Origin of the sequence: Pseudomonas sp. MWU12-3088, from assembly GCF_023242405.1 — a bacterium.
In the GTDB taxonomy this organism is placed as follows: domain Bacteria; phylum Pseudomonadota; class Gammaproteobacteria; order Pseudomonadales; family Pseudomonadaceae; genus Aquipseudomonas; species Aquipseudomonas kribbensis.
This window is the reverse complement of record NZ_JALJEA010000004.1, coordinates 374,106-393,241: the sequence shown is the minus strand read 5'-3', so window position 1 is coordinate 393,241 and position 19,136 is coordinate 374,106. Positions and strand designations below refer to the sequence as shown.

Here is a 19,136-nt window from a genome sequence, read left to right as displayed (position 1 = left end):
CCACAGCAGAACAGGCTTCCGACGAATGAAACAGGCGCTTGAGAAAATGGATTGACCTGCGCCGTCCGCCGTGAATACACTCTGCGCAAAGCCACTTGTATACAATTACAAAACGTAAAGAGGCACAAAACCATGAGCAAAATGAGAGCAATCGAAGCCGCCGTTCTGGTGATGCGCCGTGAAGGGGTTGATACCGCTTTTGGCATTCCGGGTGCTGCGATCAACCCGCTGTATTCCGCCCTGAAGAAAGTCGGTGGCATCGATCACGTCCTCGCTCGCCACGTTGAAGGCGCCTCGCACATGGCCGAGGGCTACACCCGCACCAAGGCCGGCAACATCGGCGTGTGCATCGGCACTTCCGGCCCGGCCGGCACCGACATGGTCACCGGTCTGTACAGCGCCTCCGCGGACTCGATCCCGATCCTCTGCATCACCGGCCAAGCGCCACGTGCCCGTATGCACAAGGAAGACTTCCAGGCCGTCGACATCACCAGCATCGTCAAGCCAGTGACCAAGTGGGCAACCACCGTTCTGGAGCCGGGCCAGGTGCCTTACGCGTTCCAGAAAGCCTTCTATGAAATGCGCTCCGGCCGCCCGGGCCCGGTGCTGATCGACCTGCCGTTCGACGTGCAAATGGCCGAAATCGAATTCGACATCGACGCCTACCAGCCGCTGCCGCTGGCCAAGCCGAGCGCAACCCGCGTGCAGGTTGAAAAGGCTCTGGCGCTGCTCGATCAGGCTGAACGTCCATTGCTGGTGGCCGGTGGCGGCATCATCAACGCCGACGCCAGCGATCTGCTGGTGGAATTCGCCGAGCTGACCGGCATCCCGGTGATCCCGACCCTGATGGGCTGGGGCACGATTCCGGACGATCACCCGTTGATGGTCGGCATGGTCGGTCTGCAGACTTCGCACCGTTACGGCAACGCCACGATGCTGAAATCCGACGTGGTGCTGGGCATCGGTAACCGCTGGGCCAACCGCCACACCGGCTCGGTCGACGTGTACACCGAAGGTCGCAAGTTCATTCACGTCGACATCGAAGGCACCCAGATCGGCCGCGTGTTCACCCCGGACCTGGGCATCGTTTCCGACGCCGCCGCCGCGCTGACCGTGTTCATCGAAGTCGCCCGTGAATGGCAAGCCGCCGGCAAACTGAAAAACCGCAGTGCATGGCTGCAGGACTGCCAGCAGCGCAAGTCCAGCCTGCAACGCAAGACCCACTTCGACAACGTGCCGGTCAAGCCGCAGCGCGTCTACGAAGAAATGAACCAGGTGTTCGGCAAGGACACCTGCTACGTCAGCACCATCGGTCTGTCGCAGATTGCCGGCGCGCAGTTCCTGCACGTCTACAAGCCGCGTCACTGGATCAACTGCGGCCAGGCAGGCCCGTTGGGCTGGACCATTCCGGCAGCGCTGGGCGTGGTGAAGGCCGATCCGAACCGTAAAGTCGTGGCTCTGTCGGGGGACTATGACTTCCAGTTCATGATCGAAGAACTGGCGGTCGGCGCCCAGTTCAATCTGCCGTACATCCACGTCGTGGTGAACAACTCGTACCTGGGTCTGATCCGTCAGGCACAGCGCGGGTTCGAAATGGACTACTGCGTGCAGCTGTCCTTCGATAACCTGAACGCGCCGGAACTCAACGGTTACGGTGTCGACCACGTCGCAGTCGCCGAAGGCCTGGGCTGCAAGGCGCTGCGTGTGTTCGAACCGGCTGACATCGCCCCTGCCCTGCGCAAGGCCGAAGAGCTGATCGAAGAGTTCAAGGTGCCGGTGATCGTCGAGATCATTCTGGAGCGTGTGACCAACATCTCCATGGGTACCGAGATCAACGCTGTCAACGAATTCGAAGACCTGGCGCTGGTCGGCAACGATGCGCCTACCGCGATTTCGCTGCTCGACTGAACGTAACCTGCTCCCTCTCCCTTTGGGAGAGGGTGGCTACATGTCCCTCTCCCCCAGGAGAGGGGACTGATTGCGTTGTGTCAGACATTTTGTTTTAGGAGACCACCATGCCGCGTTTCGCAGCCAACCTGTCCATGCTGTTCACCGAACAGGATTTCCTTGCCCGTTTCGACGCCGCCGCCAAGGCTGGCTTCAGCGGTGTCGAGTACCTGTTCCCGTACGATTTCAGCTCTGCCGAAATCAAGGCCAAACTCGACGCCAACGGTCTGACCCAAGTGCTGTTCAACCTGCCGGCCGGTGACTGGGCCAAGGGCGAGCGCGGTATCGCGTGCCTGCCGGACCGGGTCGAAGAGTTCCGTGCCGGTGTCGATCTGGCCATCGCTTACGCACAGGTGCTGGGCAACACCCAGGTCAACTGCCTGGCCGGTATCCGTCCGCAGGGCGTGGACGATGCCACCGTTGAAAAGACCTTCGTCGCCAACCTCAAGTACGCCGCCGAAAAGTTGCAAGCCGTCGGCATCAAACTGGTGATGGAAGCGATCAACACCCGCGACATCCCGGGCTTCTACCTGAACAACACGGCGCAGGCCCTGTCGATTCGCGAGCAGGTCGGCAGCGCCAATCTGTTCCTGCAATACGACATCTATCACATGCAAATCATGGAAGGCGATCTGGCCCGCACCCTGCAATCGCACCTGGCCGAGATCAACCATGTGCAGTTGGCCGACAACCCGGGCCGCAACGAGCCGGGCACTGGCGAGATCAACTACCGCTTCCTGTTCGAACACCTGGATCGCATCGGTTATCAGGGCTGGGTCGGCTGCGAGTACAAACCGCTGACCACCACTGAAGCGGGCCTCGGCTGGCTGAAATCCCACAACGCGATCTGACCCCCTATTTGCTTGAGCAAGACAAAAACAAGAGGAATTTCTCATGGCTAAAATCGGATTTATCGGCACCGGCATCATGGGCCACCCAATGGCTTCGAACCTGCAGAAAGCCGGTCACAGCCTGTTCCTGTCGGCACACCACGACGCCGCCCCTGCCGACCTGGTTGCCGCTGGCGCCGTGGCTCTGGCCAACCCGAAAGAAGTGGCCCAGGAAGCCGAATTCATCATCGTCATGGTGCCGGATACCCCGCAGGTCGACGACGTGCTGTTCCGCGCCGACGGCGTTGCGGCCGGCATCGGCAAAGGCAAAGTGGTGATCGACATGAGCTCGATCTCGCCGACCGCCACCAAGGCTTTCGCCGCGAAGATCAACGAAAAAGGCGCGCAGTACCTCGACGCTCCGGTGTCGGGTGGTGAAGTCGGTGCCAAGGCTGCGACCCTGAGCATCATGGTCGGTGGCGATGCCGATGCCTTCGAACGCGCACTGCCGCTGTTCCAGGCCATGGGCAAGAACATCACTCTGGTCGGTGGCAATGGCGACGGTCAGACCGCCAAGGTCGCGAACCAGATCATCGTCGCCCTGAACATTCAGGCCGTTGCCGAAGCCCTGCTGTTCGCTTCGAAAAACGGTGCCGATCCGGCCAAGGTGCGTGAAGCGCTGATGGGTGGTTTCGCCTCCTCGAAGATCCTCGAAGTGCACGGCGAGCGCATGATCAAAGGCACCTTCGATCCGGGCTTCCGCATCAGCCTGCACCAGAAGGACCTGAACCTGGCCCTGCAAGGCGCCAAGGAGCTGAACATCAACCTGCCGAACACCGCCAATGCCCAGCAAGTGTTCAGCACCTGCGCGGCCATCGGTGGCAGCAACTGGGACCACTCGGCGCTGATCAAGGGCCTGGAACACATGGCCAACTTCTCGATTCGCGACAAGAAGTAAGCCCTGCCCCGCCCCCGGTGTGGAAGCAGCCCTGCTTCCACACTGGACCGAGTTGCCCTTCCAATAACAAGAATTCCGGGAGCCCGCCATGTCGGTCGATCCGCAACAACTGCTGCGCGAGCTGTTTGCCACAGCCATCGACGCGGCCCATCCGAACCAGGTCCTCGAAGCCCATCTGCCGGCCGATCGCACAGGTCGCGTGATCGTCATCGGCGCCGGCAAGGCTGCCGCTGCCATGGCGCAAGTGGTCGAGCGCTGCTGGGAAGGCGAAGTCTCGGGCCTTGTGGTGACCCGCTACGGTCACGGCGCCCCGTGCGAAAAAATCGAAGTGGTCGAAGCCGCGCATCCGGTCCCGGACGCTGCCGGTCTGGCCGTGGCCAAACGCGTGCTGGAACTGGTCAGCAACCTGACCGAAGACGACCGCGTGATCTTCCTGCTGTCCGGCGGCGGTTCTGCCCTGCTGGCGCTGCCGGCCGAAGGCATCACCCTGGCCGACAAACAGTCGATAAACAAAGCCCTGCTCAAATCCGGCGCGACCATCGGCGAGATGAACTGCGTGCGCAAGCACCTCTCGGCGATCAAGGGCGGACGCCTGGGCAAGGCCTGCTGGCCGGCGACTGTTTATACCTACGCGATTTCCGATGTACCGGGCGACCTCGCCACGGTCATCGCCTCCGGCCCGACCGTGGCCGACCCGAGCACCAGCGCCGAAGCGCTGGCCATCATCAAGCGCTACGGCATCGAGATCCCGGCTTCCGTGCGCACCTGGCTGCAAAGCCCGGAATCGGAAACCGTCAAACCCGGCGATCCGAGCCTGGCCCGCAGTCATTTCCAACTGATCGCCCGCCCTCAGCAATCGTTGGATGCGGCGGCGGTGAAATGCCGTCAGGCCGGTTTCAGCACGCTGATCCTTGGTGACCTGGAAGGCGAATCCCGCGAAGTGGCGAAAGTCCACGCCGGCATTGCCCGCCAGATCATCCATCACGGCCAGCCGCTGGCAGCACCGTGCGTGATTCTCTCCGGCGGCGAAACCACCGTGACCGTGCGCGGCAATGGCCGTGGCGGACGCAACGCCGAATTCCTCCTCAGCCTCACCGACAGCCTCAAGGGCCAGCCCGGCGTCTATGCGCTGGCCGGTGACACCGACGGCATCGACGGCTCGGAGGACAACGCCGGCGCGATCATGACCCCGGACAGCTACGCCCGCGCCGCCGCCCTGGGCCTGAGCGCCAGCGACGAGCTGGATAACAACAACGGCTACGGCTACTTCGCGGCGCTCGATGCGCTGATCGTCACTGAGCCGACCCGCACCAACGTCAACGACTTCCGCGCCATCCTGATCCTCGAGAGCTCTAAATCATGACGCCTGACAAAAAGGTCAAAATCCTCGCCACCCTCGGGCCTGCCGTCGACGGCATCGAAGACATCCGCGAGCTGGTCGAGGCCGGGGTCAACATCTTCCGCCTCAACTTCAGCCACGGCGATCACGCCGACCACGCCAAGCGCTATCAGTGGATCCGCGAAGTCGAGCGCCAGCTCAACTATCCGCTCGGGATCCTGATGGACCTGCAAGGGCCGAAACTGCGGGTCGGCAAGTTCGCTGACGGCAAGGTTCAACTGCATCGCGGCCAGGCCTTCCGCCTCGATCTGGACGCAACACCGGGCGACGAACGCCGGGTGAACCTGCCGCATCCGGAGATCATCGCGGCGCTGGAAGCCGGGATGGACCTGCTGCTCGATGACGGCAAACTGCGCCTGCGGGTCGTCACCAAATACTCCGACGCCATCGACACCACCGTGCTCAACGGTGGCGAGCTGTCGGACCGCAAAGGCGTGAACGTGCCGCAAGCGGTGCTCGATCTGAGCCCGCTGACCACCAAGGATCGCCGCGACCTGAGCTTCGGTCTGGAGCTGGGTGTGGACTGGGTCGCGCTGTCGTTCGTGCAGCGTCCGCAAGACATCATCGAGGCCCGCGAGCTGATCGGTGACAAGGCGTTCCTGATGGCGAAAATCGAGAAGCCGTCGGCCGTCGAGCAACTGCGCGAAATCGCCGAGCTGAGCGACGCGATCATGGTTGCCCGCGGCGACCTGGGCGTGGAAGTGCCGGCCGAAAGCGTGCCGCAGATCCAGAAAAACATCATCACCACCTGCCGCCAGCTCGGCAAACCGGTGGTGGTGGCAACGCAGATGCTCGAGTCGATGCGCTTCTCGCCGGCGCCGACCCGCGCCGAAGTCACGGACGTTGCCAATGCCGTGGCCGAAGGTGCCGATGCGGTGATGCTGTCGGCCGAAACCGCGTCCGGCGAATACCCGCTGGAAGCCGTGCAGATGATGAGCAAGATCATCCGCCAGGTGGAGAACGGTCCGGACTACCAGACCCAGCTCGACGTCAGCCGGCCAAAAGCCGAGGCGACCGTGTCCGATGCGATCAGCTGCGCGATCCGCCGGATCAGCAACGTGCTGCCGGTGGCGGTGCTGGTCAACTACAGCGAGTCCGGCGCATCGAGTCTGCGTGCGGCGCGGGAGCGGCCAAAAGCGCCGATCCTCAACCTGACGCCGAACCTGCAGACCGCCCGCCGCTTGAGCGTGGCGTGGGGCATTCATTCGGTGGTCAATGATCGCCTGCGTCAGGTGGATGAAGTGTGCTCGACGGCGCTGGAAATCGCTCAGGCTCAAGGAATGGCCGAGCGTGGCGATACGTTGCTGATCACCGCGGGTGTGCCGTTTGGGCAGCCGGGGTCGACTAATTCGCTGCGGATCGAAACATTGATTTAAGCAACACCTGTGTGGCGAGGGAGCGTGCTCCCGTCGCTCGGCATGACGGTTTCCACAAGAGACACCGCATTCACCGGGCATGAGCTTCCTCGCCACAGCTTCAAGCAAGACCTTTTGATTGTCCTACTGCCCAGATTTCCCAGACATGCCTGCCAACCATTTCAACACCCACTGCCCTGACTGGGCCGAAGCCTTGCTCAACGGCTTCAGTCAAATCTTCCTCCAGCGCCATCCGCTGTGTGGCCTGCTGTGCCTTTTGGCCATTTTATTCACCGCGCCGGTGCTGTTCGCCGGCGCGCTGCTCGGCGCGGTCGCCGGTTTGCTCACTGCGCAACGCCGCAACTACGCCAAGGCTGATCGCCAGGCCGGACTGTTCAGCTACAACGGCGTGCTGGTCGGCCTGTTGCTGAGCCTGTATTTCCCCTGGTCGCCGATGTTGCCACCGTTGATTCTGGCGGCCGGTGGCCTGAGCGCGATGATCACGCAGCAGTGGCTCAAACGCGCGCGTCTCACCGAGTACCTGCCCGCCTACACCGCGCCGTTCGTGCTGCTGAGCTGGGTATTCCTGTGTTTCGCCGAGCCTTCGACGCCGGCTCCGGCGCTTGAACTGAACACGCTGAACCTGCTCGGTGCCGCCCTGAAGGGGCTGGGCCAGGTGATGTTCCTCGACCACCCGCTGGCCGGTGCATTGATCGCTGCCGGTCTGCTGATCGCCGATCGCCGGGCATTTGCCTGGGCAATGGCGGCCTCGGCGATTGGTCTGGGTTCCAGCCTGTTGCATCACGACAGCCAGGTCGCGCTGCTCGGTCTGGGGGGTTACAACGCGGTGCTCGCCGCCCTCGCCTTCAGCGCCCAACGCCAGCGACCGTGGCTGCCGCTGTTTGGCATCGGCCTGGCGCTGCTGGTGACACCGCTGTTCGGTGCCCTGGGCCTGGCGACCCTCACCGCACCGTTCATTCTCGCCTGCTGGCTGCTGCGCACCGGCATTCGCCTGATGCGCCAACCCGAGTTGAACGCGGCGCCTTGCGCTGACGGGGAGAATCAACCTAGGCTGCGCTGATTTATGGCCAGGGCGATTCGCATGAACGGCAACAACACGTGGCGTGATCGCCTGTACGTGATCATCTTCCAGACTGACACAGTAGCGGGACGTCGTTTCGACAAGACCCTGCTGCTGATCATCCTCGCCAGTCTGGTGACGGTGATCCTCGACAGCATCGATGACGTCCACCAGAACTATGCCGATGTGCTGGCGTACATCGAGTGGGGCTTCACCGTCATCTTTCTCGGCGAGTACCTGCTGCGCTTGTACTGCTCGCCCAAACCGTTGCGCTACGCCTTCAGTTTCTACGGGCTGGTGGACCTGCTGGCGATCGTGCCCGGCATCCTCGCGCTGTATTACAGCGATGCCCAGTACCTGCTGATCATCCGGGTGATCCGGATGCTGCGGATCTTCCGTGTACTCAAGCTCGGCCCCTATCTGAAGCAGGCACATTACCTGCTCGACGCCCTGCGCGGCAGCAAGCAGAAAATCCTCGTATTCCTGCTCAGCGTCTGCACTCTGGTCACAGTGTTCGGCACCCTGATGTACGTGGTCGAAGGCCCGGAACATGGCTTCACCAGCATTCCCAAAGGCATCTATTGGGCTATCGTGACCCTGACCACCGTGGGTTACGGCGACATCGTGCCGAGGACCATTCTGGGCCAGGTGATTTCGTCGCTGGTGATGATTACCGGTTATTCGATCATCGCCGTACCCACGGGGATTTTCACCGCCGAACTGGCCACCGCCATGCGTGGCGGTCAGCTGCAGCACGACTGCCCGGTGTGCAAGAAAAACAGCCACGAACACGAAGCCTCGTTCTGCTCCCGTTGCGGCAATGCGCTGTTCAAGAAAATGGAATAAGCAAAGTTCTTTTTAATCTTTAAGCGACTATGCGCGCCCCGCTATAGTCGCTGGCAAATGGCCTCACCTTTGTAAAAACACCCCCACAGAACAAGGAATGCGCAGTGAAAAAACTCTTTGGCGCCTCACTTCTCGCCGCTGGTCTTGCCTTCGGCAGCGTGGCTCAGGCCGCACCGACCCTGCTTAACGTGTCCTACGACGTGATGCGCGATTTCTACAAAGACTACAACACTGCGTTCCAGAAACACTGGCAGGCCGAACACAACGAAAACATCACCGTACAGATGTCTTTCGGCGGTTCGAGCAAGCAAGCCCGCTCGGTGATCGACGGCCTGCCGGCTGACGTGATCACCATGAACATGGCGACCGACATCAATGCCCTGGCCGACAACGGTCAACTGGTTCCAAAGGACTGGGTCACCCGTCTGCCGAACAACAGCGCGCCATTCACCTCCGCCACCGTGTTCATCGTGCGCAAGGGCAACCCGAAAGCCCTGAAAGACTGGCCGGACCTGCTCAAAGACGGCGTGCAGGTGATCGTGCCGAACCCGAAAACCTCGGGTAACGGCCGCTACACCTACCTGTCGGCCTGGGGCTATGTGCTAAAAAACGGCGGTGATGAGAACAAGGCGAAAGACTTCGTCGGCAAGCTGTTCAAGCAGGCCCCGGTGCTGGACACCGGTGGCCGTGCCGCCACCACCACGTTCATGACCAACCAGATCGGCGACGTGCTGGTGACCTTCGAGAACGAAGCCGAAATGATCGCCCGCGAGTTCGGCCGCGACCAGTTCGAAGTCATCTACCCGAGCGTCTCCGCCGAAGCCGAGCCACCGGTGTCGGTAGTCGACAAAGTTGTCGAGAAGAAAGGCTCCCGCGCCGCCGCCGAGGAATACCTGAAGTACCTGTGGTCGCCGGAAGGTCAGGAAATCGCTGCCGCCAACTACCTGCGCCCACGTGACCCGGCGGTACTGGCCAAGTACACCGACCGTTTCCCGAAAGTCGACTTCCTGTCGGTCGAGAAAACCTTCGGCGACTGGCGCACCGTGCAGAAGACCCACTTCAACGACGGCGGGATCTTCGACCAGATCTACAACGGCCAGTAAGGCGTGAGCTGACATGAAAAAGGCGACCTGAAGAGGTCGCCTTTTTTGTGGCCGGCTACATGGGCGGCTTGACGCCATCCTTCCCCGCCGAGATCGATTGCGCGGTCAATGTGCCGTCCGCGCTCTGGGTCACGAAGGTCACAATCTTCACGCCAACCTTGAGCAGGCTGCGATCGCCCGGCGTCAGGTTGACGATCGGCACGTCCTCCGGCACCAGGATCTTCTGCTGGCCGCCCTTGTAGTTGACGGTCAGCACCCGGCCGTTGCTCACCACCAGATCGCCGACGCTGCCATTGGTCATGCTGCTGCCCTTGGCCAGGTCGAATGGTCGATGACCATCGCCGCTGCCGGCCAGCTCCGGCGGGAAGACGTGAACCTCCAGCGCCTTGAGCGTGCCATCCTCCTGGGGAATGGCTGCCGAACCAATGTAGCTGCCGGGCTTGATGTCTTCGATGTTGGCCAGGGTGACAGCGCGGACCTTGGTGTCCGGGGTCAACTGGACCACTACGTTTTCGCCCGTGTTGACGTGCACTTTGAGGGAGTCGGAGCCGACCCCGGTGATTTCGCCGCGTATGCCCATGCGCATGCCCGGGGCTTCGCCGGCGTAGACGCTGCCGGCACTCAGTAAGCCGATCATCAAAAGTGTCGTGGTGTGGCGAAGCAACTGACGAAACATCGCAATCCTCCCGTTGAGTGCACATGGAAATCCAGACGCAACATAAGCACGCTATCGAACAAGATGTAAGTGAATGTATCATCGTCCCTCTTCGGTCGGACGCAAGGTTCGCCGATGGACGACGGATTGTTCGACGCGATCTATTCCGCAACGGAATAACTGATATCGATCCAGGGCTTCTACCGCCCGCCCGTTTCGTCCCTTAGCCTCACCGCATTCCTTTTCGCTGGATCGAGAAACCCTATGACCGCCACAACTCACGCAATGACCCGAGGCATGGTGCTGCTGTTCGCTTTCTGCTGCGGCGCCATCGTTGCCAACATCTACTATGCCCAGCCGATCATCGGTCTGATTGCCCCGGACATCGGCCTGACCGACACCATGGCCAGTTTCATCGTGTCGCTGACCCAGATCGGTTATGCGCTGGGGCTGTTCTTCCTGGTGCCGCTGGCGGATCTGCTGGAAAATCGCCGTCTGATGATCATCACCACGGTGGTGGCGATTGCCAGCCTGCTGGGCGCGGCGTTTACCGATCAGCCCAACGTGTTCCTGTTGATTTCGCTGCTGGTGGGTTTCAGTTCGGTGTCGGTGCAGATCCTGATTCCGCTGGCGGCACATCTGGCGCCGGAAGAGTCACGTGGCCGGGTGGTCGGCGGGATCATGGGTGGTCTGCTGCTGGGCATTCTGCTGGCACGTCCGGTGTCGAGCGTCGTCGCCGACCATTTCGGCTGGCGGGCAATGTTCATGATCGCGGCGGCGTTGATGGCGGCGATCAGCATCGTGCTGGCCCTGACCGTGCCCAAGCGCCAACCGGATCACAGCGCTTCCTACGGCCAGTTGATCGGCTCGCTGTGGACGCTGCTGCGCCAGCAACCGGTGCTGCGTCAGCGGGCGTTCTACCAGGCCTGCATGTTCGCCACCTTCAGCCTGTTCTGGACCGCCGTGCCGCTGGAACTGGCGCGCAACCATGGCCTGTCCCAGAGTGAAATCGCGATCTTCGCCCTGGTCGGCGCCATCGGTGCCATCGCCGCCCCGATCAGCGGACGCCTGGCCGACGCCGGCCACACCCGCGTCGCCTCGCTGCTGGCCATGCTGTTCGCCAGCCTGAGCTTCCTGCCAGCGTTCATTCACCCGGCCTACAGCGTGATCGGCCTGGCCGTGACCGGCGTGGTACTCGACTTCTGCGTGCAGATGAACATGGTGCTCGGCCAGCGCGCGGTCTACTCCCTCGATGCCAAAAGCCGCGGCCGCCTCAACGCGCTGTACATGACCAGCATCTTCATCGGCGGCGCCTTCGGCTCGTCAGTGGCCAGTGCGGTGTACGAACACGGCGGCTGGCTGTGGATCGTGATTGTTGGCAGTGCGTTTCCGCTGCTGGCGCTGGTGCGGTTTCTGAGTGCGTCCCAGAAAGCAGTGATGGCGACTGCTTGAAAGGTACGAGGCGCTGCCAACCGGCAGCGCCCGACGCTCAATGCCGGACCAGTTTTTCCATGGCAGCATCCGCCAGAAAGGATGAACGGCTTTTGACGTTGTGCTCGCGCACATAGCGGTCGATACGCTGGATGACATAACCGGGCAACGTCACGTTGACCTTTTCGGTCTTGCCCATGTACGGCGAGATGTCCAGCTCCAGCATGCCCCAGCCCATGTCGGCAAATTCCGGGTTGTTGCGGTGGGTGGCCGCCGAGGTCGGCATCGGAATCGGATCACCATCCGCCGCGATCTCCTGCAGCATGATGTGGGCAATCTCGACGGCTGCGTTGTAGGCATCCTCAAACGTATCACCGGCCGTTACCGCGCCGGGAATATCGGGGATCTGAATACCGATGGCGGTATTCTCGTCGCCCCACTCGATGCAGATTGGGTATTGCATTACGAATCTCCTGTGTCACTGGCTGGCGGGTTGTATAACCCGGCGCGCCTCCTGATGCTCTTGACCGTCCCGACCGGCAAATCCTTCTTCGGATGAGGAACGGGAATCGTGTAAGGGTTGTAACGGTGCGTGAAGATGTGATGACTGCCGGTAATCCGATCCAGCGTCCAGCCTGCTTCCTCCAGCTCCTTGATCAATAACCTGCTCTGCACCAACCGCCTCCTTGCTTCGGCTCAACAAAAGTAACTCTAGAGTTATCTTTACTCAAGCACATAAATCCGCAGGACGACGTTCGGTTGTTTTGCAGCATGTGATTGATGCACTGTCCTCGGACCCGATTAAACTCGGCTGCCATGCTTGCTCCTCTCTATTCTCAAGGACCGCCGATGGACCGCCTCGCCGCCATGGAAACCTTCGTCTACGTCGTGGAAACCGGCTCGTTTTCCGCCGCCGCCCGGCGGTTGAATATCGGTCAGCCGGCCGTGTCGAAAACCATCGCCCAACTCGAAACCCGCCTCGGCGTGCGCCTGCTGTTGCGTTCGACCCGAGGCCTGACGCCGACCGAAGCGGGCGTGGCCTTTTTCGAGCGAGCCAGGCGTGCGCTCGAAGAAGCCGACGAGGCCGACAACGCTGCCCGAGGCGTGGCGGGCGGTCTGAGCGGCAATCTGCGGGTCAGCACTGCCGTGACCTTCGGCCGGATGCATGTGGTGCCGCACCTGGGGCCATTTCTCGATCAGCACCCGCAACTCAATGTCGATCTGTTGCTCGACGACCAGAACATCAACCTCGTGGAAGAAGGCATCGACGTCGCCCTGCGCCTTGGGCCGCTCAGTGACTCGGGCCTGACCGTGCGCAAGATCGCCGAATGCCGGCGCGTCATCGTTGGCACTCCGGCCTACTTCGCCAGTCACGGTGAACCTGCCTGCCCTGCCGATCTGAGCCGGCACCGCGCCGTCATCTACCACCGTGGTGGCGGTGCGACCTGGCACTTCAACAAGGATGGCGAAGAACAGTCCGTGACCGTCAATGGCCGCCTGCGGGTCAGCGCCGCCGAAGGGTTGCGTGAGGCGGTGCTGACCCATCAGGGGCTGGGGATGGGCTCGGAGTGGATGTTTGCACCGGAACTGGCCAGTGGCGCAGTGAAGGCTGTCATGGGCGACTGGGTGTTGCCGAAGCTGGAGCTGTGGGCGGTGTTTCCCACGGGCAGGATGGCCAGCGCCAAGGCGCGGGTGTTTGTTGAGTATGTGCAGGGAATGTTGATGAAAAAGCCGTAAAGCAGCACTCGTTTCGTTTATTGCGATTTTCGCTTATTTCGAATAACGTTCCCGGCATTACTCATTTCCAAAGCCGGACTCGCCATGTCGACCGTTATTCATCCCTCCATCAGCCTCCCTGTAGAACGTGAAGTCAAAGCCGCCATTGAAGGGCAACGTGCCTTGGCTGCTTACCTTGCGACCCATTTCGAGACCCAACACATCCAGATTTTCGACGAGCAGAATGAAGCTCATCGCGTCGAACTGCCCACCTCGGCCCTACGCTTGCTGATCGACATTCTGGCGGAGCTGGCAGCCGGCAACGCGGTCCAGGTCGTGCCGGTGCATGCTGAATTGACGACTCAGGAAGCCGCCGACCTGCTCAACGTCTCACGTCCACACCTCATAAAACTGCTGGAAAGCGGCGAGTTGTCCTACCACAAAACAGGCAAGCACCGACGTGTGCGTTTTGCCGATCTGATGGACTATAAGACCCGGCGCACCACCGCCAGCGAGCAGGCAATGGCGCTTCTCGCAGAGCAAGCTCAGGCGTTAAGGACAGGTTACGAGTGAGGCACTCCTCTTTTACCGCTTTGTACGATGCATGCGTCTTGTACCCCGCCCCCTTGAGAGACTTCCTCATGTGGCTTGCCCTCTCGGGACGATTTCGGGCGCGATGGACCCAGGAGATTCACTGCGAATGGAAACGCAATCTGCTGAAGAACCGTCCGGATCTGACAATGGAACAGCTGGATCGTACGTCCGGCCTGATGGATCAAGCGATACCCGACGCTTGTGTCCATGACTATGAAGACCTGATTGCCGGCCTCACCTTGCCCGACTGCAATGATCGTCATGTTCTGGCTGCGGCCATCCGCTGCGGCGCAAGCGTGATAGTGACGTTCAACCAGAAAGACTTTCCCTGCAGATCGCTGGAGCCTTTCGGCATCGAAGCGCAGCATCCGGACGAGTTCGTCGACAACCTCTTGGGGCTTGATCCGGCAGCAGTGGTTGCAGCGGCCCAAAAGCAGCGTCGGCAGCTGAAAATGCCTGCCATGGACGTCGAACTCTTTCTTGATCTACTGCAACGACAAGGCCTGATTAAATCGGTCCAGGCACTAAGCAGCTATCACTCGATTCTTTGAAAGCTCATGACCCTGGATAGCAAAACGGCGATCCAAAGATCGCCGTTTTTCATTATTCCCCGAACTGCTTGCCCAACCCCGCCGGCACACCGTGGATATTGGTGTCCTCCCACGGTCCGTTCGGGCTGATCGAGCGGCTCCAGCCGTTGTTCCAGCGGTAGTAGGTGCGCTGGCGGTAGAAAGTGTTGGGCTGGTCATCCAGCACGTACACGCCCAGTTTCTGGTCCCAGTGGCTGTTGCCGCCCGGTGGCGGGGCGAAGCTTGCCGAGGTGCGCGGGGCGGGTTTCGAGGGTTTGGCCGGGATGCCCGGTTTGCCCGGCGTCGGACTGGTCGACGGAGTCGGGCTCGGCTGTGACGGCGGGATCGGCGGCAGCCGCGTGGTCGGCTCCGGCCGTTGCACCGCACATGCGCTCAAGCCCAGGGCCAGTGTGAGGACTGTGATTCGGGCGATGGCGTTCATGGCGGTGCGTTCCTGATGGTTCCGGCTATTTGTCCGGGCTGTCGATGGTCAGTTTTTGTGGCGCGGTGGTGCTGCTGGCCAGAGGCCCGCTGCGGCCTACCCACTCACCGGCGGTCGGCTGACCGGCACGGGAGACGCGCGCAACCAGTTGGACTTCAGGAAAGTTCGACAGTTTCAACTGCGGCATCATTGCATCGGCGTCGCCCAGCTCGACGGTCACCGGCAGGTCGGCGACGGTCAGACGCTTGGCTGCCAGCGGCGCTGGAGGGCCGGAAACGGCGCGGGCGAAGATGAACACGCTGTCACCCGGTTGCACCTTGCCTTTGAGCTCGCTGGCCAGATCGACGCTGACCTTGAGCAGCGCGGTTTTCGCCACCGGCGCCTGAGCCACCTTGCCGCCGCTGGCTTCAAGTTTCTCGGTCGCTCGCGCGATACCGCCCTGCAGGGCTTCGCGGGATTTGTCATTCGCCGGCAGTTGCTCCAGCAAGCGGTTCCAGTAATCGATGGCTTGCTGATAGCGCTCGCCTTCGAAAGCGGCGATGCCGAGCAGGCCAAGGCTGGTGACTTCTTTCGGATCAGCCTTCAGCGCTTCGTCGGTCAGGGCCTGGATCTTGTCCGACCACTTCTTGCCATCGGCGAAGTACTGCGCCTGCGCCCACTGGCCAAGCAGTTCCGGTTGACGACCAGCCAGGTTGGCGGCGCGCTCGAACATCTTCGCCGCATCGGCTGGACGATCCTGAGCCATGTAGGTGCGACCGAGGAAATACAGGCCTTCGGCGGAATCCGGTTGCGCGGCCACGGCGCGCTCCAGCCGCCGGGTCATCTCATCCATCGACTGCGGTGCCTGGGCGAACTCCCGGGTCAGTTCGACTTTGTCGGCAGCACCGAAATGCAGGTACAAACCGAGGCCCAACACCGGCACCAACACGGCCGCCAGCAACGGCAACGGCTTGCCCAGTCTAGAAACCCGGGTCGGCGCCACACCTTCGGTGTCGGCCAGCAGCTCACGGGCCGCTTCGGCTCGGCCGCTGTCCATTTGCGCAGCATCGAGAACACCTTCAGCCTGCTGCGATTGCAGCTCGGCGACGCGCTCCTGATACAACGCGACGTTCAGTGCAGTCCGATCCTCTTCACGCTGGGCGCGACGCTCTCGCAGAACGGGGATCAGCAGAAAACTCAGGGCGACCAGAAGCAACAGCCCTGCGGCAAGCCAGAAATCAATCATTCTTGGTTTTTATCCAACAGTTGGTCGAGGCGCTGACGCTCTTCGGGAGACAGCGATTGCGGAGTCTCGGCGCGTTGCCCGCGACGGCGGCGGACGATCACGGCGATGACGACAAAACCGCCGAGCAACAATCCCGCCGGGCCGAACCACAGCAGCGCGGTCTTGGCATTCAGCGCCGGTTTGTAGCGGACGAAATCACCGTAGCGATCGACCATGAAGTCGATGATCTGCTGATTGTCCTTGCCCTCGCCGAGCATGCGGAAAATCTCTTTGCGCAGGTCGGCGGCAATCGGCGCGTTGGAATCGGCAATGTCCTGGTTCTGGCACTTGGGGCAGCGCAGTTCCTTGGTCAGCTCGCGGAAACGCTCGCGATCGCCTTCTTTGGCGAACTCATAGGTGTCGATGGCGGCGTGGGCCACACCGGCCAGACTCAGCCCCAGTACCACGGCAGCAATAAAACGCTTCATGGCTTGGCCTCGTCGACCAATGCCTGATACTTGGTCGCCAGTTTTTCGCGCCAGACCTGCTCGTCGATCACCCCGACGTACTTGTCGCGGATGATGCCCTTGGCGTCGATGAAGAAGGTTTCCGGCGCGCCGTAGACACCGAGGTTCAGGCCAAGGGAGCCCTCGTCATCGCGGATGTCCAGTTGATACGGGTTGTGGAATTCGGCCAGCCATTTCAACGCATCGGCGTTGGTGTCCTTGTAGTTGATCCCGTAGATCACCACGCCGCGCTCGGCGAGTTTGTTCAGCACCGGATGCTCGACCCGGCAGGAAATGCACCAGGTGCCCCAGACGTTGACCAGCGCCGGTTTGCCGAGAATGTCAGCCTTGGTCAGGGTCTTGTCGCCCTGCACCGCCGGCAGGGAAAACTCCGGGAACGGCTTGCCGATCATCGCCGACGGCAACTCCGCCGGATCCAGGTACAGACCGCGATAAAGAAATACCGCCACCAGCAGGAAAACCGCCAGCGGCACCAGCATCAACCAACGTCTCATGCAGCGGCTCCTTCCATGCCCAGCGCTTCACGCACCTTGGCTTTGACCTTGACCCGGTAACGCCGGTCCAGCGCTGCCAGCATCCCGCCCAGACCGGTCAGCAGACCGCCGAACCAGATCCAGCGTACAAACGGTTTCACATGCACCCGCACCGCCCAAGCGCCGTCGCCCAGTGGTTCGCCCAGCGCGACGTAGAGGTCGCGGGTGAAACCGGCGTCGATTCCCGCTTCGGTCATCATCGAACTCTGCACGGTGTACAGGCGTTTTTCCGGGTGCAGCACGCTGACTTCGCGGCCATCGCGGATCACCCGGATGGTGCCTTTGTCAGAGGTAAAGTTCGGGCCTTCGAAGTGTTTGGCACCTTCGAACACGAACTGATAACCGGCCAGTTCCATCGACTCGCCCGGCGCCAGACGCAGGTCACGCTCGGCACTGTTCTGGCTCGACAACACCACGCCCAGCGCACACACGGCGATGCCGATGTGGGCCAGTTGCATGCCCCAGTAGCTGCGGGTCAGGGTCGGCAGGCCTTTGATCAGGCCTTTGTGGCGCGTCTTGTCGAAGATGTCGCGCACGCCGGCCAGCAACACCCATGCAGCCAGCAGGAAGGTCGCGATCACCGCCCAGTTGAAATCGCCGTAGGCGACACCGGCAACGACCGCCAGGGCGACACTGCCCAGCAGCACTGGCGTCAGCATATTGGCCAGCCACTTCACCGGCGTATCTTTCCAGCGCACGATCACACCGACCGCCATCACCACCATCAGCAATGCCATCAACGGAATGAACAGCGCGTTGAAGTACGGCGGGCCGACCGACAGCTTGGCGCCGCTGATGGCATCCAGAATCAGCGGATACAGGGTGCCGAGCAGGATCATCGACGCCGCCACCACCAGCACCAGGTTGTTGCCCAGCAGCAGGGTTTCCCGCGACCACAGGTTGAAGCCAACCTGGCTCTTGACCACCGGGGCGCGCAAAGCAAACAGCGTCAGCGAACCGCCGACCACGAACAGCAGGAAGATCAGGATGAACACGCCGCGCTCAGGATCCGAGGCGAACGCGTGTACCGACGTCAGCACACCGGAACGTACGAGGAACGTCCCGAGCAGGCTCAGGGAGAACGCGGCAATCGCCAGCAACACCGTCCAGCTCTTGAACACGCCACGTTTTTCCGTGACCGCCAGCGAGTGAATCAGCGCCGTGCCCACCAGCCAAGGCATGAACGAGGCGTTTTCCACCGGGTCCCAGAACCACCAGCCGCCCCAGCCGAGTTCGTAGTAAGCCCACCACGAACCGAGGGTGATGCCAATGCCGAGGAAAGCCCAGGCAACGATGGTCCACGGGCGCGACCAGCGTGCCCACGCGGCATCCAGACGACCGCCGAGCAGTGCAGCGATGGCGAACGCAAACGCCACCGAGAAACCGACATAACCCATGTACAGCATCGGCGGATGCACGATCAGGCCGATATCCTGCAGCAACGGATTGAGGTCACGACCGTCCGCCGGGATCTGCGGCAGGATCCGCGAGAACGGGTTCGAAGTCAGGATCAGGAACAGCAGGAAACCCGTGCTGATCATGCCCATCACCGCCAATACACGGGCGAGCATGACTTGCGGCAACTGTCGGGAGAACACCGACACCGCGAAGGTCCAGCCACCGAGGATCAACGCCCACAGCAGCAACGAACCTTCGTGGGCGCCCCACACCGCGCTGAATTTGTAGTACCACGGCAGCGCGCTGTTGGAATTCATCGCGACGTAGGCCACGGAGAAGTCATCGGTCATGAAGGCATAGGTCAGAACGCCGAAGGCGAACAGCAGGAACGCGAACTGCCCCCAGGCCGCTGGCTGGGCAAGGCCCATCCACAGACGGTCGCCGCGCCAGGCACCGAGCAAGGGCACCACGGCCTGCACCAGCGCGAAACACAGCGCCAGGATCATGGCCAGATGGCCAAGCTCGGGAATAAAAATCGTTGAAGTCAT

At 61.8% G+C, this 19,136-nt stretch carries 20 protein-coding genes; 12 read left to right on the top strand and 8 right to left on the bottom strand.

Going from position 1 to position 19,136, the window contains the following annotated elements:
- The first annotated feature begins 132 nt into the window (after positions 1–132).
- From gcl to M5B98_RS13370, 8 genes are all read left to right on the top strand, one after another.
- Entirely contained in the window at positions 133–1,908 is a 1,776-nt protein-coding gene (gene gcl / locus M5B98_RS13405; RefSeq protein ID WP_134825910.1) for a glyoxylate carboligase, read from the top strand.
- Between the two features lie 107 nt (positions 1,909–2,015).
- The gene (gene hyi, locus M5B98_RS13400; RefSeq protein ID WP_248742939.1) at positions 2,016–2,798 is read left to right on the top strand and encodes a hydroxypyruvate isomerase; all 783 of its coding nucleotides are present in this window, start codon (positions 2,016–2,018) and stop codon (positions 2,796–2,798) included.
- A gap of 43 nt (positions 2,799–2,841) precedes the next feature.
- Entirely contained in the window at positions 2,842–3,735 is an 894-nt protein-coding gene (locus M5B98_RS13395) for a 2-hydroxy-3-oxopropionate reductase (protein ID WP_085710522.1), read from the top strand.
- 88 nt (positions 3,736–3,823) lie between these two features.
- Entirely contained in the window at positions 3,824–5,098 is a 1,275-nt protein-coding gene (locus M5B98_RS13390) for a glycerate kinase (protein WP_114881924.1), read from the top strand.
- The gene (pyk, locus tag M5B98_RS13385) at positions 5,095–6,510 is read left to right on the top strand and encodes a pyruvate kinase (protein ID WP_085710519.1); all 1,416 of its coding nucleotides are present in this window, start codon (positions 5,095–5,097) and stop codon (positions 6,508–6,510) included. The genes M5B98_RS13390 and pyk overlap by 4 nt, the downstream gene beginning before the upstream one ends.
- A 145-nt stretch (positions 6,511–6,655) precedes the next feature.
- Positions 6,656–7,570 carry an urea transporter gene (locus M5B98_RS13380; RefSeq protein WP_248742938.1) on the top strand — a complete coding sequence of 305 codons (915 nt, stop codon included), beginning with the start codon at positions 6,656–6,658 and terminating at the stop codon, positions 7,568–7,570.
- A gap of 21 nt (positions 7,571–7,591) precedes the next feature.
- Positions 7,592–8,416: an ion transporter gene (locus tag M5B98_RS13375; RefSeq protein WP_134825907.1), complete on the top strand. Its 825-nt coding sequence runs from the start codon at positions 7,592–7,594 to the stop codon at positions 8,414–8,416.
- Between the two features lie 104 nt (positions 8,417–8,520).
- On the top strand, positions 8,521–9,519 hold the full coding sequence (locus M5B98_RS13370; protein WP_248742937.1) for a sulfate ABC transporter substrate-binding protein: 999 nt from the start codon (positions 8,521–8,523) through the stop codon (positions 9,517–9,519).
- A gap of 55 nt (positions 9,520–9,574) precedes the next feature.
- On the opposite strand, the gene M5B98_RS13365 is transcribed toward M5B98_RS13370, so the two are convergent.
- Entirely contained in the window at positions 9,575–10,195 is a 621-nt protein-coding gene (locus M5B98_RS13365) for a hypothetical protein (RefSeq protein ID WP_412548538.1), read from the bottom strand.
- A gap of 243 nt (positions 10,196–10,438) precedes the next feature.
- On the opposite strand from M5B98_RS13365, the gene M5B98_RS13360 reads away from it, so the two are divergent.
- Positions 10,439–11,626, top strand: coding sequence for an MFS transporter (locus M5B98_RS13360; protein WP_248737937.1), 1,188 nt, complete (start codon positions 10,439–10,441; stop codon positions 11,624–11,626).
- A 37-nt stretch (positions 11,627–11,663) separates the two neighbouring features.
- Here M5B98_RS13360 and M5B98_RS13355 read toward each other — a convergent pair whose 3' ends face one another.
- Entirely contained in the window at positions 11,664–12,068 is a 405-nt protein-coding gene (locus M5B98_RS13355; RefSeq protein ID WP_114881918.1) for a type II toxin-antitoxin system HicB family antitoxin, read from the bottom strand.
- Positions 12,068–12,280, bottom strand: a complete 213-nt coding sequence (locus M5B98_RS13350) for a type II toxin-antitoxin system HicA family toxin (RefSeq protein WP_065261097.1) — start codon at positions 12,278–12,280, stop codon at positions 12,068–12,070. The genes M5B98_RS13355 and M5B98_RS13350 overlap by 1 nt, the downstream gene beginning before the upstream one ends.
- A 174-nt stretch (positions 12,281–12,454) precedes the next feature.
- On the opposite strand from M5B98_RS13350, the gene M5B98_RS13345 reads away from it, so the two are divergent.
- The 3 genes from M5B98_RS13345 to M5B98_RS13335 all read left to right on the top strand — a co-directional run bounded on the left by M5B98_RS13345 (position 12,455) and on the right by M5B98_RS13335 (position 14,466).
- Positions 12,455–13,342 carry a LysR family transcriptional regulator gene (locus M5B98_RS13345; RefSeq protein WP_248742935.1) on the top strand — a complete coding sequence of 296 codons (888 nt, stop codon included), beginning with the start codon at positions 12,455–12,457 and terminating at the stop codon, positions 13,340–13,342.
- Positions 13,343–13,426: 84 nt separating this feature from the next.
- Positions 13,427–13,894, top strand: coding sequence for a helix-turn-helix domain-containing protein (locus tag M5B98_RS13340; RefSeq protein WP_007959254.1), 468 nt, complete (start codon positions 13,427–13,429; stop codon positions 13,892–13,894).
- Positions 13,891–14,466 (top strand): PIN domain-containing protein, encoded by a 576-nt coding sequence (locus M5B98_RS13335; RefSeq protein WP_248742934.1) that lies wholly within the window; start codon positions 13,891–13,893, stop codon positions 14,464–14,466. The genes M5B98_RS13340 and M5B98_RS13335 overlap by 4 nt, the downstream gene beginning before the upstream one ends.
- A gap of 52 nt (positions 14,467–14,518) precedes the next feature.
- Here M5B98_RS13335 and M5B98_RS13330 read toward each other — a convergent pair whose 3' ends face one another.
- Genes M5B98_RS13330 through M5B98_RS13310 form a run of 5 tightly spaced genes read right to left on the bottom strand, consistent with a single transcriptional unit; the run spans position 14,519 to position 19,136 of the window.
- Entirely contained in the window at positions 14,519–14,926 is a 408-nt protein-coding gene (locus M5B98_RS13330; RefSeq protein ID WP_085710507.1) for a hypothetical protein, read from the bottom strand.
- Positions 14,927–14,951: 25 nt separating this feature from the next.
- Positions 14,952–16,151 carry a c-type cytochrome biogenesis protein CcmI gene (ccmI, locus tag M5B98_RS13325; protein WP_248742933.1) on the bottom strand — a complete coding sequence of 400 codons (1,200 nt, stop codon included), beginning with the start codon at positions 16,149–16,151 and terminating at the stop codon, positions 14,952–14,954.
- Entirely contained in the window at positions 16,148–16,618 is a 471-nt protein-coding gene (locus tag M5B98_RS13320; RefSeq protein ID WP_114881915.1) for a cytochrome c-type biogenesis protein, read from the bottom strand. The genes ccmI and M5B98_RS13320 overlap by 4 nt, the downstream gene beginning before the upstream one ends.
- Positions 16,615–17,151, bottom strand: a complete 537-nt coding sequence (locus tag M5B98_RS13315; protein ID WP_248742932.1) for a DsbE family thiol:disulfide interchange protein — start codon at positions 17,149–17,151, stop codon at positions 16,615–16,617. Before M5B98_RS13315 ends, M5B98_RS13320 begins: the two co-directional genes overlap by 4 nt.
- Positions 17,148–19,136 (bottom strand): heme lyase CcmF/NrfE family subunit, encoded by a 1,989-nt coding sequence (locus M5B98_RS13310; RefSeq protein ID WP_085710503.1) that lies wholly within the window; start codon positions 19,134–19,136, stop codon positions 17,148–17,150. The genes M5B98_RS13315 and M5B98_RS13310 overlap by 4 nt, the downstream gene beginning before the upstream one ends.

Bases quoted from the DNA above. Each gene is read 5' to 3' on its own strand.
- gcl (WP_134825910.1), top strand. From the start codon at position 133: ATGAGCAAAATGAGAGCAATCGAAGCCGCCGTTCTGGTGATGCGCCGT.
- hyi (WP_248742939.1), top strand. From the start codon at position 2,016: ATGCCGCGTTTCGCAGCCAACCTGTCCATGCTGTTCACCGAACAGGAT.
- M5B98_RS13395 (WP_085710522.1), top strand. From the start codon at position 2,842: ATGGCTAAAATCGGATTTATCGGCACCGGCATCATGGGCCACCCAATG.
- M5B98_RS13390 (WP_114881924.1), top strand. From the start codon at position 3,824: ATGTCGGTCGATCCGCAACAACTGCTGCGCGAGCTGTTTGCCACAGCC.
- pyk (WP_085710519.1), top strand. From the start codon at position 5,095: ATGACGCCTGACAAAAAGGTCAAAATCCTCGCCACCCTCGGGCCTGCC.
- M5B98_RS13380 (WP_248742938.1), top strand. From the start codon at position 6,656: ATGCCTGCCAACCATTTCAACACCCACTGCCCTGACTGGGCCGAAGCC.
- M5B98_RS13375 (WP_134825907.1), top strand. From the start codon at position 7,592: ATGAACGGCAACAACACGTGGCGTGATCGCCTGTACGTGATCATCTTC.
- M5B98_RS13365 (WP_412548538.1), bottom strand. From the start codon at position 10,195: ATGTTTCGTCAGTTGCTTCGCCACACCACGACACTTTTGATGATCGGC.
- M5B98_RS13360 (WP_248737937.1), top strand. From the start codon at position 10,439: ATGACCGCCACAACTCACGCAATGACCCGAGGCATGGTGCTGCTGTTC.
- M5B98_RS13355 (WP_114881918.1), bottom strand. From the start codon at position 12,068: ATGCAATACCCAATCTGCATCGAGTGGGGCGACGAGAATACCGCCATC.
- M5B98_RS13345 (WP_248742935.1), top strand. From the start codon at position 12,455: ATGGACCGCCTCGCCGCCATGGAAACCTTCGTCTACGTCGTGGAAACC.
- M5B98_RS13340 (WP_007959254.1), top strand. From the start codon at position 13,427: ATGTCGACCGTTATTCATCCCTCCATCAGCCTCCCTGTAGAACGTGAA.
- M5B98_RS13330 (WP_085710507.1), bottom strand. From the start codon at position 14,926: ATGAACGCCATCGCCCGAATCACAGTCCTCACACTGGCCCTGGGCTTG.
- ccmI (WP_248742933.1), bottom strand. From the start codon at position 16,151: ATGATTGATTTCTGGCTTGCCGCAGGGCTGTTGCTTCTGGTCGCCCTG.
- M5B98_RS13320 (WP_114881915.1), bottom strand. From the start codon at position 16,618: ATGAAGCGTTTTATTGCTGCCGTGGTACTGGGGCTGAGTCTGGCCGGT.
- M5B98_RS13315 (WP_248742932.1), bottom strand. From the start codon at position 17,151: ATGAGACGTTGGTTGATGCTGGTGCCGCTGGCGGTTTTCCTGCTGGTG.
- M5B98_RS13310 (WP_085710503.1), bottom strand. From the start codon at position 19,136: ATGACTTCAACGATTTTTATTCCCGAGCTTGGCCATCTGGCCATGATC.